General features: G+C 60.4%; 10 protein-coding genes and 3 pseudogenes. 10 read left to right on the top strand and 3 right to left on the bottom strand.

Features of this window, described 5'->3' with window-relative positions; all coding sequences use genetic code 11:
- Positions 1-40: 40 nt before the first annotated feature.
- The 3 genes from KW062_RS16460 to KW062_RS16450 all read left to right on the top strand — a co-directional run bounded on the left by KW062_RS16460 (position 41) and on the right by KW062_RS16450 (position 2,072).
- Positions 41-820, top strand: coding sequence for an ABC transporter substrate-binding protein (locus tag KW062_RS16460; RefSeq protein WP_105755520.1), 780 nt, complete (start codon positions 41-43; stop codon positions 818-820).
- Position 821: 1 nt separating this feature from the next.
- The gene (locus KW062_RS16455) at positions 822-1,667 is read left to right on the top strand and encodes a phytanoyl-CoA dioxygenase family protein (RefSeq protein WP_105755521.1); all 846 of its coding nucleotides are present in this window, start codon (positions 822-824) and stop codon (positions 1,665-1,667) included.
- A 75-nt stretch (positions 1,668-1,742) separates the two neighbouring features.
- A complete protein-coding gene (locus KW062_RS16450) occupies positions 1,743-2,072 on the top strand; it encodes a hypothetical protein (protein ID WP_027618202.1) in 330 nt (109 codons plus the stop codon).
- A gap of 85 nt (positions 2,073-2,157) precedes the next feature.
- Here KW062_RS16450 and KW062_RS16445 read toward each other — a convergent pair whose 3' ends face one another.
- Positions 2,158-3,201: an SCO family protein gene (locus KW062_RS16445; protein WP_081786326.1), complete on the bottom strand. Its 1,044-nt coding sequence runs from the start codon at positions 3,199-3,201 to the stop codon at positions 2,158-2,160.
- Positions 3,202-3,278: 77 nt separating this feature from the next.
- On the bottom strand, positions 3,279-6,677 hold the full coding sequence (locus KW062_RS16440; protein WP_256351131.1) for an Ig-like domain-containing protein: 3,399 nt from the start codon (positions 6,675-6,677) through the stop codon (positions 3,279-3,281).
- Positions 6,678-7,142: 465 nt separating this feature from the next.
- Here KW062_RS16440 and KW062_RS16435 point away from each other — a divergent pair.
- The 6 genes and pseudogenes from KW062_RS16435 to KW062_RS16410 all read left to right on the top strand — a co-directional run bounded on the left by KW062_RS16435 (position 7,143) and on the right by KW062_RS16410 (position 11,596).
- A pseudogene (locus KW062_RS16435) lies at positions 7,143-7,832 on the top strand (helix-turn-helix transcriptional regulator).
- A gap of 31 nt (positions 7,833-7,863) precedes the next feature.
- Complete coding sequence (locus tag KW062_RS16430; protein WP_218424787.1) at positions 7,864-8,793, top strand: pyridoxal-phosphate dependent enzyme; 930 nt, start codon at positions 7,864-7,866, stop codon at positions 8,791-8,793.
- A 63-nt stretch (positions 8,794-8,856) separates the two neighbouring features.
- Positions 8,857-9,296: pseudogene (locus tag KW062_RS16425) on the top strand (disulfide bond formation protein B).
- Positions 9,293-9,939 (top strand): annotated as a pseudogene (locus tag KW062_RS16420) (DsbA family protein). The pseudogenes KW062_RS16425 and KW062_RS16420 overlap by 4 nt, the downstream one beginning before the upstream one ends.
- Positions 9,940-9,955: 16 nt before the next feature.
- Entirely contained in the window at positions 9,956-10,240 is a 285-nt protein-coding gene (locus KW062_RS16415; protein ID WP_327191993.1) for a DUF3703 domain-containing protein, read from the top strand.
- A gap of 369 nt (positions 10,241-10,609) precedes the next feature.
- Complete coding sequence (locus KW062_RS16410) at positions 10,610-11,596, top strand: hypothetical protein (RefSeq protein WP_105755425.1); 987 nt, start codon at positions 10,610-10,612, stop codon at positions 11,594-11,596.
- Positions 11,597-12,042: 446 nt separating this feature from the next.
- On the opposite strand, the gene KW062_RS16405 is transcribed toward KW062_RS16410, so the two are convergent.
- Positions 12,043-12,531, bottom strand: coding sequence for an Lrp/AsnC family transcriptional regulator (locus KW062_RS16405; RefSeq protein ID WP_105755426.1), 489 nt, complete (start codon positions 12,529-12,531; stop codon positions 12,043-12,045).
- A gap of 132 nt (positions 12,532-12,663) precedes the next feature.
- Here KW062_RS16405 and KW062_RS16400 point away from each other — a divergent pair, with 132 nt between their 5' ends.
- A complete protein-coding gene (locus KW062_RS16400) occupies positions 12,664-14,124 on the top strand; it encodes an L-lactate permease (RefSeq protein ID WP_105755427.1) in 1,461 nt (486 codons plus the stop codon).
- The last annotated feature ends 210 nt before the right edge of the window (positions 14,125-14,334 follow it).

Raw genomic sequence — 14,334 nt, 5'->3', positions numbered from 1 at the left:
GACCCGAAAACCGCGAAAAACCAATAACAATGAGGTCATCATGCAGCTATCCAGACTCTCCTTTCGCGCCCTGTTGCTGGGGCTGATCATCACTCCGCTGGCCCAGGCACAACCGGTGATCAAGTTCGGTGTCGACCCCAGCTACCCACCGTTCGAGCAGAAACAGCCGGACGGATCGCTGAGCGGTTTCGACATCGACCTGGGCAATGCGCTGTGCGCCGAGTTGCAGGTCAAGTGCATCTGGGTCGAGCAGAATTTCGATGGCATGGTTCCGGCCCTCAAGGCGCGCAAGTTCGACGCCATCCTCTCGGCCTTCAGCGCCACTGCGGTGCGCCGTCAACAGGTGGATTTCAGCGACAAGATCTACACCGCGCCGTCGTCCCTCGTGGCGAAAAAGGACAGCGGCCTGCTGCCGACGGCCGAATCGCTGGCCGGGAAATCGGTGGGTGTGGTGCAGGGCACCCTGCATGAGAGCTTCGCCCGGGCGCAGTGGGGCAATAAAGGCGTGAACATTCACACCTACCAGACCCAGGACCAGGTGTTCTCCGACCTGATCAATGGCCGTCTCGATGCCAGCTTCCAGGCTTCCGTGCAGGCCGATGCCGGCTTGCTGCAAACACCCCAGGGCCAGGGCTTCGCCTTTGCCGGCGAGCCGATTACCGACAAGAGCATCATTGGCGACGGCGTGGCCATCGGCATTCGCAAGAACGAACCGCAGTTGAAGGAGCAACTGAACACGGCGCTGGCGAGCATTCGTCAGTCCGGCGAGTACGACCAGATTGCGAAGAAATACTTCAACTTTGACATCTATGGAGAGTGACATGAGCCGACTCGATGACCTTGGCTTCGCCTGCCCGATCGATGACGAGGCGGTGCGTGCCTTCCAGACCCACGGCGCAGTGTGCATCCGCAATGCCTTCAGCCCCGAGCAGATCAGCCTGTTGACCCGTGGCATCGAAAGCAACCTGGCCAGTCCCAGTCCGCGGGCGAAAGTGGCGAGCAGCGCCAGCGATCCGGGCTGGTTCTTCGAGGACTTCTGCAACTGGCAGGAAAACGCCGACTATCGGGATTTCATCTTCAACTCAGCCTTGGCCCCCATCGCCGCAGCCTTGCTCGGCAGCCGCCAGGTGCGCCTGTATCACGACCATCTGCTGGTCAAGGAGCCCAACACCCGACAGCGCACGCCCTGGCACCAGGACCAGCCGTACTACAACATCAGCGGCTCGGACACGGTCAGCTTCTGGATCCCGGTGGACCCGGTGCCCCGGGCCTCGACCCTGGAATTTATCGGCGGCTCGCACAAAGGCCCATGGCTGATGCCGCGCTCCTTCCTCGACAGCCAGGCCAAGTGGTTTGCCGAAGGTTCGCTGGGAGAGTTGCCGGACATCGAAAATCACCGTGAGGATTTTCCGATTCTCGGCTGGGAATTGGCACCCGGGGACATGGTGTGCTTCAACATGCTGACCTTGCATGCTTCGTCCGGGGTCGGCGGGCAGAACCGTCGTCGGGCGTTTTCGGTGCGGGTGATGGGTGATGACGTACGTCACGCGCCACGCCCCTGGAGCACCTCGCCGGAGTTTCCTGGGCTGCGTGAAGCCCTGGCTGCAGACGTGCCGATGGAGCATCCGCTGTTCCCGACCTTGTGGCAGCAGGAAAACCAGCGATAAGGCAAATTGCTGGCCCCTGTCCTTGAAACATTTCGCCAAAATCGCCGAAATTCAGGCGGTTAGACGGAACTGGTAATGCGAAATGTAATGAGTGCATTGATCCCGTTTGCCTTGGCCGGCGTTGCGGTTTCTGCCCAGGCCAAGGAGCTTGCGGCCAATGACCGCTATGTCTGCAGTTGGGGCGCAGGCACGGCGGCCCGGGCGCAGGAGCTGAAATTGTCGGGAGTGTCGCTGTATGCCGCGCGGCAGAAAATTCAGGCCTACAAGTTCAGCAAGCCTTGGATGCGCATGATGGCGTTGGGGATTACCGAGCAGACCTATGACAGTAAATCGCGTATGAAACCGGCCTCAGTGCGTGAGATTTTTTATGGGGATTGTGTGAGGTATAAGGTGGCGCGCAGGTGAGAGCGGGGCGCTTGCCAAACCATTGCCCCCCCCATCGGCGAGGGGGAGCGTCTACTGATTGATCGTGCCTGGCGTGGGATGGACCTCAACCGCCTTGCGGCGCCATCTTGTGCCCGGCGTGTTGCATGTGGTCCTCGTGGTTCTCCACCGCCACCGGCGGCTCCGGCTGCACGCGTTCGGTTTCTTCGGCGAGGAAGGTCAGCAGGGCGTTGATCTCGATGTCGCCAAGGCGCAGGTTGGGCATCGCCAGGTTGTTGTATTGCGCGTACAGCTGCATCGCCAACGGGTCTTTTTCACTGAGCATCTGGTCCGGTTCGCGGATCCAGCGCTTGAGCCACTGCGGGTCGCGCTGGCGGGTGACGCCGATCAGGTCCGGGCCGATGCCGCGCAGGCCGGCGTTGGCCGTGTCGCCCAGGGTGTGGCAGGACGAGCAGCGGGTGCGGTAGATCTGCTCGCCGGCACTCGGTGGACGCAGGGTCGGCGCGCTGGCGTAATCCTGGGTATTGGTGCTCGGTTGCTTCCAGTTCTGCAGGGTCTTGCTCAAGCGGTCGGCGAGGATGTAGGGGTTCTCCATCGGTGAGGATTTCATCCAGCGGCCGGTGCTCTGGTTGCCGATGATCAGGCTCAGGTTGTGGTCCTTGTTGCGTCCGTTGTCGATGCCGTCGATGAACAGCCCGAGGTTTTTGCGCAGGGCGGTGATGTCGTCCTTGTTGCCAGTCAGGAACTGCCAGCCCGGGCCGATGCGGAATTTCTCGGCGTATTTTTTCAATACTTCCGGGGTGTCGGTTTCCGGGTCGATGCTGATGGAGTAGAGGAACACGTCTTTGCCGACCCGGTCACCGAGGATCTTCTGCACCTGCAGCAGGCGCGCGGTTTCCAGCGGACAGGAGTCGGTGCAGGAGGTAAAGATGAAATTGATTGCGACCACCTTGTCTTTGATCATGTCATCGAAGAAGTGCAGGGTCTGGCCGTCCTGATTGATCAGCGCGGTGTTGGGGAAATAATCCTTGCCCCAGGGCGTGCCCGGGTCGCCGTCCTCGGCGGCGCTGACCCAGCGCGCAAGGCCGAGCAGGAACAACAGCAGCAGGCGGATCAGCGGGTTCGGTGCAGTCCAGGATAACGTGCTCATGATGGGCGTCCTGTGCAGGTTACGGATAAAAAACCTTGCACCCCGACCGTCCGGGCCGGGGTGCAAGAGCGTCGCGTTCAGCGCACCGAGACCGGGGCGGTGATGGTCTTGCCGGAAGACGACTTGATCGTCACGCTCGCACCTGCCGCCGGGGCATTGCCGGTGGTGGTGATCGAAACCCGCCAGCGCGCGCCGGTCGGGGCTGACGACAGGGGCGCGGTGCCGAGGCTGACCGGCCCACCGGTGGTCGCGGCAGTCACTGTCAACACCGAGTCGGTCTTCGACGTCGTACCGGCCAGGTCCCAGGTGTAGCGGCTGTTGCTGCGCGCCGTGACGCTGGCGCTGGTCACCTGCAGGTCTTCGTTGCTGGTGACGGCGGCCGGCACGTTGACGGTGACCGTGCCCGGCGTTGCCGAAATACCGCCCTTGGCATCGCGCAGGTCATAGGTGAACACCGCGGTGAAGCCTTCGGTGACCGTGGCCGGTGGGGTGTAAGTGATGGTCGTGCCGTTGGTGGTGACGACGCCCTTGCCGGAGTCCGGCTGACTCAAACCGACCACCGACAGCGGCAGGTTGTTGTCCGGATCGCTGTCGTTGGCCAGGACGTTGAGGGTCACCGGTGCGCCCGCTGCAGTGCTGGCATTGTCGGCGCCGGCAATCGGTTTTTTGTTCTCGCTGCCGTCATCGCCCCCTTCGCCTTCTTCTTCATCGTCAGGGTTGCCGCTGCCCTTGCCGCCGCTGCGGAAAGTCGGCAGCGCAGCGGTGGCGACGTACTCGACACCGTCCCAGCTGGGCAGCGGAGTCGGCATCAGCTCGAACTGGCCGGGGTGCTCGATGTCCCAGCGCAGCAACATCGACGAATCCTCATGCTGGGTATTGTGGCAGTGCTCCATGTAGGTCCCGGCAAACTCACGGAAACGAATGGCCATGGTCACTTCCACCGAGCTGTCGACTTCCGGGCCGATGCGGAACACGTCCTTGCGCGCCCATTTTTCCCAGTCCGGCGGCGCCTTGCCGTCACGGTCGAGAATCACCCCTTCCTCGAAGTGCACGTGCACCGGATGGCTCCAACCGTTGCCACCGTTCTTGATCTTCCACACTTCCAGGGTGCCGTCGCCGCTGAAACCGGCATCGGTCGGCCCGGTGGACAGCGCCGGTGCTGCGGTGAGTTGGCGTGGGTCCATGCTGTAGCCGAAACCGTCATCGGTCTTGATGGTCCAGGGCGCCAGGTCGGTGCCGTCGGAGCGGCCGAAGGTGAAGCTGCGATGGCGCGCCAGTTCGAGCTTGGCCTTGTCGGCCGCATCGTCGCGGTTGATGGTCAGCGGGATCATTTTCTTGCCTTCGGGCTTGCCGGGTTTGGCGGGCTCGTAGGCGACCGGGTCCATACTCTGGTCCTGGCCGGAGTAGGCGTTAACGATCAGTTGCAGGAACTTGCCCACCACCGGGTCACCCTTGTCCCATTTCGGGCCCTTGCTGCTGTCCTTGAGTTCGGCTTTGTACTTGCCGGACAGCACGTCGCCCAAGGGCACCGCGTCTTTCTCCGGACCCTTGCCGGTCTTGTGCTCCATCACGTTGACGAAGTACAGCTTGTCGCCGGTCTTGATCCCGTGTTTGGCGAAATTGATGATGATGTCATAGCGCTCGGCGATGGCCTGGGTCGGCAGGATCGCGTTGTTGTTCTTCAGGTCGCCGTCGCCATCGAGGTCCAGGGTGCCGTCGAACGGCACCGCGTGCTCCATGATGTTGCCGTCGTTGCCGATCATGTGGAACGGCACCCGCGCATAGGACACGCCCGAGCCGGACGGCCCCTGGAATTCACCGCTGGTGCCCTTGATTTCGCGGACCACCGCCAGCTTGAAGTAGCGCGACACCGAGCCGTTGAGAATCCGGAAACGGTAGCTGCGCGCGCGCACGTTGAGAAATGGCTGGTACTGCCAGTTGACCAGCATCTGGTCGCCGAGGAAGCCATCGGTGTTGAACGGGTTGAACCACAACTGGCCGTTGGCATCCCAGGCCTTGTCGCCGAGTACCAGGTTGACGTCGTAGTCGCGGTTGCCCCAGGGCATGGCGCTGCCGCTGGGAAAGCGCAGGTTGACGCCGTCTTCGAAGGTCTCGTTGCCGCGATCGATGGCGCTGTAGTAGTTCATCATCACCGCATTGCCCTTGTAGACGTTCTGCGCGGTGAAATCGAGCATGTGGTCGTGGAACCAGTGGGTGCTCATGGTTTCGCGCCAGTCGCCACGAATCTTGATGCTGCCGTTCTCGCAGGTCTTCTTCGACGGCGCCATGTCGTTGACCCACAGGGTCTCGCCGGGCGAGCAGGGGAACGCCGCGCGCGGGTCTTCGGCCTTGGTGTTGATGGTGTCGTAGCCGGCCAGCTGCACCGGCCAGCGGTAGTCGTAGTACTGGCCGGGGAAGAAGAAGGCGTTGGCATAGCCGTCACTTTCGGCCGGGTTATGGCCGTTGTGTTCGTGGGTGCTGATGGTGTGCAGGCCGAAGCCGTTGTTGGCGGCTGGGTCGATCGGCAGGGCATTGTAGTGCCGCATCAGCAGCGGCTGGCCGTAGCGCACCATCAACAGTTTCGGCGGCAGGGTGCCGTCGAAGGTCCACACCGAGTTGTGGTTCTGGATCGGCATCTTCGGATGGATACGAATGTCGATGCCCTTGGTCGTGCCCTTGGTGGTGGGGATATCCGAGGTCTGGTAGTAGAGCCCGCCCGGGCCGAACTCACCCTTGGCATAGCCATGCATCTGTTTGTTGTCGCGCAGGCCGAGGTTCTGCCGCGCACCGGCTTGCACAGTCTTGAACGCGGCCTGCGGGTAGAACTCGTTCCAGCGCTGGTGCGACCAGCCCTTGCCACCGGGCCGGCCTTCGGCGGGCGAGCCGACCGGGGCGCGGTTGAGGAAGGCTTCGATCTGCGCCTTCCACGGGTTGCGATCCAGCACGTTGGAATACTGGGTGGGGTAGGGGGTCAGGCCCGGTTGCCGCAGGAAGGCTTCCAGCGCAGTGCCCGCCGGCCCGCTGCGGGCGATGCTGTTGGGGTCTTGGCCCGGCATTGGCCCCAGGGTTGGCACCGGGAAGGTCATAGTTGCCGGCGGGGTTTGCGGGTCGAGTTTTTCCGGACCGAATTCCTCGAACAACAGAATCTGCTGGGTGAACGGCTCGGCGCCGAACAACGGGCTGGGCTTGCCGTTGGTGGGGAAGTTGAACGAAGTCTGCAGCGCCGGCGGCAAGACGTTGTCGGTGCGCGGCGTGTTGCGGTCGCCCTGGCCGCCATTGGGCAAGGACAGCGAGCCGTGGTTGGCCTCGGGCATGGTCCTGATTTCCAGCAGCGCGGCGGCCGGGTCGGCGGGCTGCGGCCGATAGTAGGACGGATCGGTGGGAGAGGGCTGGCTCTCGTCGTCCATCGGCGATGCGCCGGCGTCCATCAGGTACAGCGCATAGAACATGGCTGACGCAATGCGCGAACGCTCCATGAACGGGGACGTTGGGGTGGGTTTGCTTTTCATCCGGTTCGCCTCACTGCCTGCGTGGGTGTGTACCGGGCATACTTCGTGTCGATGGCAATGCATGACTTCCTGTAGGAGCGAGCCTGCTCGCGAAAAACTTCCGGACACCGCGTTCATTCTGAATGTCCGCGTAATCGTTGACGTTCTTCGCGAGCAGGCTCGCTCCTACAGGGCATTACCGGGTCGATGGCACTTTGCCCTTTAAATGGGCATGGGGCAAAGTCCGTGCCAGCGTGGTTTTCGGCCTGTTCTGCGGCACTGCGGAGCCCTTACGTCCGTGGGTTGCAGCCCCCTAAAGTGGATCCAATCAATACTGGCCATAAGCCGGGTATTGGGGGGGATATGGGGGGGAATTGGGGGCTGGCCAGGGTTGCGGAAAATCAACGGCGCGACTATATTTCAACATAATGTTGAATTATTGGTCGCCTTCACATGCTGCTTGATACCACCCAAGAACGCCACACCACCCTGCAAGTGTTGCGCGCCGCCATCAGCGCCTTGTCCAGTGTGATCGGGCGCAACACCGAAATCCTCCTGCACGACCTTGAGCGCCCGCAGCAGTCCGTGCTGGCGATTGCCAACGGGCATATTTCCGGGCGCAAGGTCGGCAGCCCGATCCTCGGCGGGCCGGAGCAGGACAAGGGCTTTGCCGCCGTCACCGCAGCCACTGCGCCAGCGACGGCTGCGATCCGGTGGTCATTCCCGACTACCCGACCCTGGTCAACGGCCGCCATCTGCGCAGCGCCACCGTGGTTTTTCGCGACCGCAACGCAACCCCCTTCGCCAGCCTCTGCATCAACGCCGACCTCACCGGCCTGAGCGTCGCCCAAGCCTTCCTCGAACAGCTGCAACCGATGCTCCAACCCACCGGTGAACCGGCTGCGGAACCGGGGGATATGGAAGTGCTGATGGCGCAGATCATCCAGGACTCACTGGCCACCCTCGGCCTGGGCAAGATGAACAAAAAAGCCAAGGTCGAAGCCGTGCGAGTGATGCAGGAGCGCGGCCTGTTCATCGTCAAGGGCGGCGTGGAAAAAGCTGCCACCGCCCCTCGGGGTGACCCGCTTCACCATTTACAACTACCTCGATCAGTTGCGCGGCGATAACGCAGCGCAGCGCTGAATCCTTTTTCATTATTTTGGACCCGACCCTCATGCCCCTGCACATCAACACCCCGCTGATCGAATCCCGCCCCTTAAGCATCGCCGCCCATTGCACGGTCAACCTCAAGCTCGACGCGCTGCAACCCTGCGGCTCATTCAAACTGCGCGGTGTCGGCCACGCCTGCGAAATCCATCGGGCCAACGGTGCTCAGCGGTTTATCTCGTCGTCGGGCGGCAACGCCGGGCTGGCGGTGGCCTACGCCGGGCGCAAAATGGGCGTGCCGGTGGTGGTGGTCGTCCCGGAAACCACCACCGAACGGGCCAAGGAACTGCTGGCGCTGGAAGGCGCCGAAGTGATCGTCCACGGCAGTTCCTGGCAGGAAGCCAACCAACTGGCGCAAGGGCTGATCAAGGGCAGCGACGCCTTTATCCATCCGTTCGACGACCCGCTGCTGTGGACCGGCCACGCCAGCCTGATCGATGAAGTCGCCGCCAGCGGACAAAAACCCGATGCGGTGGTGCTCTCGGTCGGCGGCGGTGGTTTGCTCTGCGGTGTCGTCGAGGGCTTGCAGCGTAATGGCTGGCACGACGTGCCGGTGATCGCCGTCGAAACCCAAGGTGCGGCCTCGTTCCACGCGGCGACCCTGGTGGGCAAGCCGGTGCAGTTGGATCAGATCACTTCGATCGCCACCTCACTGGGCGCCAAACGCGTGTGCGATCAGGCGGTGAACTACCTCGCCAGCCATAGCATCCACAGCGAATTGGTCAGCGATCAGCAGGCGCTGGACGCTTGCGAGCGCTTCCTGTTCGATCACCGGATCCTGGTGGAACCTGCTTGCGGCGCGGCATTGGCGGTGGTCTACAAGGGGGCGGCGCTCAAGTCCTTCAGCAATGTGTTGGTGGTGGTCTGCGGCGGCGGGGCGACGGCGTCGCTGGAGCAGATCCGCCTGTGGGCGCAAAAAACCGCCAACAACCCTTGACCCTGTAGTGGCTTCAGGCTGTTGAATGGCGTCCGCCTACCTCTTGAAAAAGGATTTCACCGGATGCCCCCGTCCCCTTCACAGCCTCTCCCCAAGGGCTGGTCGCTGCTGCTGATTGCCTGGCTGCTGGCCCTGGTGTCCAGCCTGGTCGTGTTGTTCGTTGGCGAAGTCATGGGCCAGGCGCCCTGCGTATTGTGCTGGTTCCAGCGGGCATTCATGTTCCCGCTGGTGGTGGTGTGCTGGGCGTCGCCTGCTGGGTCTCCGACACCAGCGTCTGGCGCTACGGCCTGCCCTTGGCCGGCGCCGGCTGGTTGCTCGCCTTGTTTCACAACCTGCTGTATTTCGGCTTTGTCACCGAAAGCCTGCAACCCTGCGGCGCCGGCCCGTCCTGTTCGGGCGCCGACATGACCATCAGCGGTCTGCCATTGCCGTTGCTGTCACTGGGCGTCTTCAGCCTGTTGCTCATCCTTCTCGAAATCCTCCGCCGGAGAGTCACCCCATGAGTCGTCGCACCCTCGTCATCGCCATCACCGCCGTCGCGGTGATCGGCTTCAGCGCCGCCGCGTTCTACTACAACCGCGCCACCACCCCGGTACAAGTCACTGCGCCCGTGCAGGACAGCAGCGCCCTGGTACGCTTCAACTCGCCAAGCTTCGGCCCGGCCAAAGCCTCGGTGACCGTGGTCGAATTCTTCGACCCGTCCTGCGAAAGCTGCCGCGCCTTCTACCCCATCGTCAAACAAATGATGGCCAAGCACCCGGACGACATTCGCCTGGTGCTGCGCGATGTGCCCCTGCACGTCGGCTCCGAACAAGCCATCCGCCTGCTGGAAACCGCACGCAAACAAGGCGTCTACCCGCAAGTCCTGGAAGCTGTCCTCGAATCCCAGCCGCAATGGCACGACGACGCCAACGCCACCGCCGCCTGGACCGCCGCCATCCAGGCCGGCCTCGACGAAGCCAAGGCCCGGGAAATCCTCATGTCCGCGGAAATCACCGCGACCATCGCCCGCGACGCGCCACCGACGCGAAAACCCTCGGCGTCACCCGCACCCCAAGCTTCTTCGTCAACGGCAAACCCCTGACCAACTTCGGCGCCCAACCGCTGTACGACCTGATCCGCAGCGAAATAAGCGCGCCACGATAACTACGTTGAGGTGAACATGAACACACGCCTGCAACAGGCCATCGATCAAGCGTTCGCCGAGGCCCGGACTGCCATGCAACTGCGCGATATTGCGGTTGCCTATCGCTGGCTGGAACGGGCGCATGTGTTGACCCAGCGCATGCCGTTGGCGCACGCGAAGGCGCATTGGTGGATGTTGCGGGTGGGGTGGTTGGATCGGGATTGGCGGGAAGTGGCGGGGCAGGTGCCGAGGATTTTCGCGGCGCTGGTGTTTTCGCGGATTTGGGTGCCGGTGGGGAATACGGGGAGGGCGCGGGGGTGAGTGCGTTTAGGGTGATGGGGGTTGAGGGGGAGGTGGAGGAGTTGTTGTTGCGGGGGATGGGTAGGGGAAGCAGGGGGCTGGATTGGTGAATTCAGATCCTGATTAACTTTAACGCCTTTGTTTTGAGCGAATCGTGTCCGTGGAGGAAGGGCTACTTTCGGCCAATAGCGGTCATTCAACTGATCAGATGGAGACCGCTAACTGAGGTCAGAACCTCAAGAGTCCCCGCACGTTGGCGAACCACAATCCGAAGGTATACAGTCGCGACTGTGGGCAATTATTTAGTAAATAAGGTGCTGCCGTCGGCGCAGGTGGAACCATGAATAAAACTGACCTAGGCCGATTCAACAAAACAAAGGAACACTTTTAATGAGCTTCTTGGCACAAGTAGCGGCAGAAATTAATAAAAAGTCAAAATTATATAAAGTCGGAAAACTACAAAGCGTACGAAAAAAAATCCATAAATTCTCAAAAATCCCCTCCAGCCAATTGTTCGATCATAGAACTGTATTTGAAGATTGGGGGTGGCACTACGGGGGACGAAAAGAGCTTCAGTTTAACATCGGAATTGAGGGAGAGTTCGTAAGGTACGGTGTCGCCTTTTCCCTAGAATGCAGTCAATCGCTTCCTAATATCGATATGCTCGTTCCCAAGATATCGCGGTTTAATGAGTACCTAAGCGAGTTCTGCGAAAACTTTTCTGACTTGCGTATGTGGCATTACGAAAATGGTGTCCGAAGCTCCGAATACATGCCCTCCTCAATTCCTCAGGAACGAGTCAAAGAAGGTGTTTTTATATTCCTTGGCGCGAGGTCAGGAAAGAGCACTATCGACTATGATAAGATACTGGAAATTCTTGATCGACTACTTCCAATCTATTTGTTCATAGAGGGAGATTTCCCTGAGATGGCTTTGGAGGAAAAGCTACACGATTTTAGATTTATTGCGGGCTGTACAAAAAAACTATCGCAAACTTCAGGCCTACTTACCCAAAGAGAATTGGATATTCGGCTGAGACATAATGACTATCAAAGCAGCCTCTATAAAGAACTATCAGCCTTGCACGGAGAGGATAATGTTGGTACAGAAATATATGCTAACGGCTTAAGCATAGATTTGGTAGTCAAACAGGGTGAAAGTTATTGGTTTTACGAAATCAAGACAGCATCTACTGCCAGAGCCTGCATTCGACAAGCACTTGGACAGATAATGGAATATTCTTTCTGGCCTGGTCATCAGCGCGCCGCAAAATTAGTTATCGTCGGCTCTGCGGTGGCGACTTCGGAGGAGTCTTCGTACATCGAGTACTTACAAGAAACATTTAGACTACCACTCGAATACAGGACGGTTGATTGACTACGCCACTGAGTTATGCCTGCTTCTGGCCGTTAGCTACCTTTCTCGAAAGGCAGCTCCGGGTCGAAAGCCGCCGCTTGGGAGCGACCGCTCCTGGCCGATTTCTGCCTCTCGCAAAGGGCAGTAATCGGCCGATTCTGTTGAAAAAGTCGGCCATGGTTTCCACGGTAGAAAAGTATGCGTCCGAGATTGAAATATTTACTTTTGGCAGAGGCTTCCCGGCGCGGATTTCACGTAGCAGCGTGCAGAAAAAGGCGTTTTCACCCGTCAATGGTCAGGCAGTTTGTGCAGACCGACGTTTTCAACACAATCGGCCAATAGCGGACACCCAGAGCGTCCAAAATCAACCACGAAATAGTACCGTTCCCTTCCGTTATCAAGACGACTGTCTCGGCTCATTCCAAGCGGTTCGATCCGCAAGACGCTCTTCAATGAGCGATGAGCAATCACCCCGGCACACTCGGCACACCAAGCCCGACTTTCACACGGTCCAGCGCCACGATGGTCTTGAACCAGGTCACGTTGGCGTTTTCGGCAAACAATCGCCGCGCCAAAGCCTGGTATTCCTGCATGCTGGCAACGGTTAACACCAGGACGAAATCCACTTCGCCAGTGACGTAGTAGCACTGCTGAACTTCGGGCACCGCGAAGTGTGCCTTCATCGCCTCCAGCGCCTCGATGCTGGTGCGCTCTGCCATCACTTCGACAATGATCGTGATCGGCCGTCCGACAGCGGTGGGATCGACGATGGCGACGTTGCCGGTGATGACGCCCACTTCTTCCATTCGCTTGATGCGGCGTTGAACGGCGGCCGTGGAAAGATTGACCTGCTCGGCCATAAGGCGCAGCGGCAGGGTGTTGTCGCGCTGGACGAGGTCGAGGATGGCACGGTCGAATTTGTCCAAGGATTGAGGTGCAGCGTCGTTTTTGGCCATGGTCAACCCGTGAGAAATTTTCTCGAAAACTATCAGAAAACTGCGGCCCTTTATCTAGCCAAGCGAAATATTATTTTGCCGGCAGTCTGCGTACGCAGCCTTAGTCGCAAACACACTCAGGATATTATTGGCATGCTCGCACTGTTCCATCTTTCCCCCGTCCTGTTGGTGACAGCCATGCTCGTCGTGCTGCGCCGGCCACCTGTTCACGCCGCCCTTGCAGGCACTCTATTGGTCATGGTGCTCTGGTTCGCCGGCGCTGCCGACGCGTGGCGCCTGGGCAGTATGGTGGCCGCCGCTGAAGATACGGCCGTGCTGTTTGCAAGTACGGCTTTCGTGATCGTTCCAGGTCTGCTTTTCGTGATTTTTATCGAGCGCATGGGCGTCAATCTGGCGCTTAGCCAATGGGTGCGGTCACTGGGGCTTGGACGCGGCGATCAAGTCGTGTTTATCGTCCTTGGACTGGCACCGTTGCTCGAAGCGATGACCGGCTTCGGCGTGTCGTTGATCGCTACGGTGCCTTTGCTGCTCAGTCTTTTCGAACGGCGGGTCGCGCTACGAATCGCACTGACCGGCATGGCAATCATGCCCTGGGGAACGCTGGGCCTGGCATCGGTCATTGGTGCTTCGTTGGTTCACCTGGACGCCCCCGCGCTGGCATCGACCTCGGCACTGACCAGCGCACCGGTTTTTTTCACCCTCAGTGCAATCGCGCTCTATCTTGCAGGCGTTCGTGACGCGCGGGAATGGAGGGCGTTGGGCGCTTTCTGGCTGCTGTTTGTGGGCGTGCTTTACTGTGCCAGTCGGTGGCTGGGCCCGGAAATGGCCGGCGTTGCCGCGGGCCTGGTGACGGCAGCCGCGGTACTCTCTGCCGGGCTGTGGCGCCTGCGCCGCAACGATAGCGAGCGCGGAGCGGTGCAATGGCCGCGTCAGGCATGGCCGTATCTGGTGCTGATTGCCTGCATCGTCGCGTTGAAAGTGGTGTGGACGATCACCTCCTGGCAGGATCACTGGGTTGTACAGGGCGCCCAGGTCACCTGGAAGCCACTCGCCTCACCTGGTCTGGCACTGGTTCTGGTGTTGATCGGGCTAGGATTTCACACGCGCAACGCACAACGCCAGACAGCACTCGACGTCAGCATGCCTGCTGCGCTGCTGGCGCGGGCGAAGCGGCCGTTGTTGACCATTTTCTTCTTTCTCGCGATGTCGCAGATGATGGTGAAGGCGGGCTTCCTCGCGGGTTTGATGCAACTGCTGGCAGGCCTGTCGCCCATCGCCGCGACGTCGCTGGTGGCCATGTTTGGCGGGCTGTCAGGCTACATGACCGGGTCGAATGTTGGCGGCAACGCGATCTTCATGCCGGCCATCGCGATGCTGCCCGAATCCTCTCGCCTATTGTTGGCTGCCGTCCAGAACAGCGCGGCAGGGCATGCAGCGCTGGGCTCGCTGTCGATTGTCATGCTGATCCTGGGACTGGCCAAAACCCAGGCCAGGGAGGAAGGCGAGCTGGTCAGGTTTGGCTTCATGCTGGTCTGTCTCAATACCGCGTTAGTCGCGTTGGGCGCAGCGTTGCTGAGTGGATGGATTGGATAGCAGGGTATATTGGGTTGTGAGGAGGGTGTTCCAATCAGTGTTATAGACCACCCGTTTTCGACCCATAGTAGTCAATCACCGAAGGCGCTAATCTCGCAGACACACCTACACAGGTCCTTGAGGACTGTCAGCTCAAAGCGAGAGAGTGGGAGAAGCGCCATGTCAAACGACCAGTGAACCTCTCGGCCATTGATAACAGGGATTGCGATC

It is taken from the genome of Pseudomonas fluorescens (assembly GCF_019212185.1).
Lineage (GTDB): Bacteria > Pseudomonadota > Gammaproteobacteria > Pseudomonadales > Pseudomonadaceae > Aquipseudomonas.
The sequence above is the reverse complement of the archived record's forward strand: the minus strand, read 5'-3'. Positions and strand labels throughout refer to the sequence as shown.

Bases quoted from the DNA above. Each gene is read 5' to 3' on its own strand.
- KW062_RS16450 (WP_027618202.1), top strand. From the start codon at position 1,743: ATGCGAAATGTAATGAGTGCATTGATCCCGTTTGCCTTGGCCGGCGTT.
- KW062_RS16410 (WP_105755425.1), top strand. From the start codon at position 10,610: ATGAGCTTCTTGGCACAAGTAGCGGCAGAAATTAATAAAAAGTCAAAA.
- KW062_RS16445 (WP_081786326.1), bottom strand. From the start codon at position 3,201: ATGAGCACGTTATCCTGGACTGCACCGAACCCGCTGATCCGCCTGCTG.
- KW062_RS16460 (WP_105755520.1), top strand. From the start codon at position 41: ATGCAGCTATCCAGACTCTCCTTTCGCGCCCTGTTGCTGGGGCTGATC.
- KW062_RS16455 (WP_105755521.1), top strand. From the start codon at position 822: ATGAGCCGACTCGATGACCTTGGCTTCGCCTGCCCGATCGATGACGAG.
- KW062_RS16430 (WP_218424787.1), top strand. From the start codon at position 7,864: ATGCCCCTGCACATCAACACCCCGCTGATCGAATCCCGCCCCTTAAGC.
- KW062_RS16405 (WP_105755426.1), bottom strand. From the start codon at position 12,531: ATGGCCAAAAACGACGCTGCACCTCAATCCTTGGACAAATTCGACCGT.
- KW062_RS16415 (WP_327191993.1), top strand. From the start codon at position 9,956: ATGAACACACGCCTGCAACAGGCCATCGATCAAGCGTTCGCCGAGGCC.
- KW062_RS16400 (WP_105755427.1), top strand. From the start codon at position 12,664: ATGCTCGCACTGTTCCATCTTTCCCCCGTCCTGTTGGTGACAGCCATG.
- KW062_RS16440 (WP_256351131.1), bottom strand. From the start codon at position 6,677: ATGGAGCGTTCGCGCATTGCGTCAGCCATGTTCTATGCGCTGTACCTG.